The organism is Pseudomonas sp. I2, assembly GCF_040984075.1.
Taxonomy (GTDB): domain Bacteria; phylum Pseudomonadota; class Gammaproteobacteria; order Pseudomonadales; family Pseudomonadaceae; genus Aquipseudomonas; species Aquipseudomonas guariconensis_B.
The window spans coordinates 1-790 of record NZ_JBCGFQ010000127.1 but is presented as its reverse complement, the minus strand read 5'-3'; the positions used below and the strand labels follow the sequence as shown (position 1 = coordinate 790).

Sequence of the window (790 nt, the reverse complement as noted above, 5' to 3'; positions counted from 1 at the left end):
CGTTTCCTGTTGGCCGCTCGAAAATACGACCCCGAGGCTGTTCCAGAGGGTCTCTATGAAGCCGTGCTGCAAACAAACTCGGCAAGCTGAGCATGGCCGCTGCAAAGACGCTGCACCAGGGCGTGCACAACGATCAACCTGACCCCGTTGCTCCCCTCGGCCAGCCTGGCTTCCCTGGAAGCCGCTGGCGGCAAGGCCGACTACGCCTACATGGAAACAACACAGGCATCCAACTCAATATCTGGAACTAAAAATGAACACCAAGCAGAAAGACAGACTTATCTGTAGCCTTAACAAAATCCAGGAGTGGGCCTCTCACGACTTGTTAGTTGAAGAAGAAGCACTAGGCTCTTACCACAAAAGTGGTGGAGTGCTCGGTATTGTATGCAGCGAGCTTTTCAGAGTCGGTATGAACGAGATCGGCAAAAGTTTACAGCTGGCGCCGCATGTGTCGCGTCGCGATGGAGCTTTGAGCCTTATTGCATCAGGCACAGCAAAGATGCTAGTCGCCAATTCAATACTTATCGAAAGGCTTAAAAGCACTCAAAGGGTTGCCATAGAAGATTTAGACGGAATTACCCACGTGATGTTTCGTGCACTCGCTACGGGCCAGTTCAAATTAATTGAGCCTTTCCACTGGGCTGTTTTCGCTGGCCTTGAGAACGGCTACGGGGTTCGCGATGGACATGATTTACCCATTGGCACCACCCTGCGCTACGCCGCCTTCGGCCTGACCATCATCGGCGACTGGCTCGACAAACCGCTCGACCTCGACAAACATGCCCTACCC

At 53.2% G+C, this 790-nt stretch carries 1 pseudogene; it reads left to right on the top strand.

Features of this window, described 5'->3' with window-relative positions:
- Window positions 1–253 precede the first annotated feature (253 nt).
- Window positions 254–790, top strand: a pseudogene (locus tag WCE05_RS25860) (hypothetical protein); the annotation flags it as partial.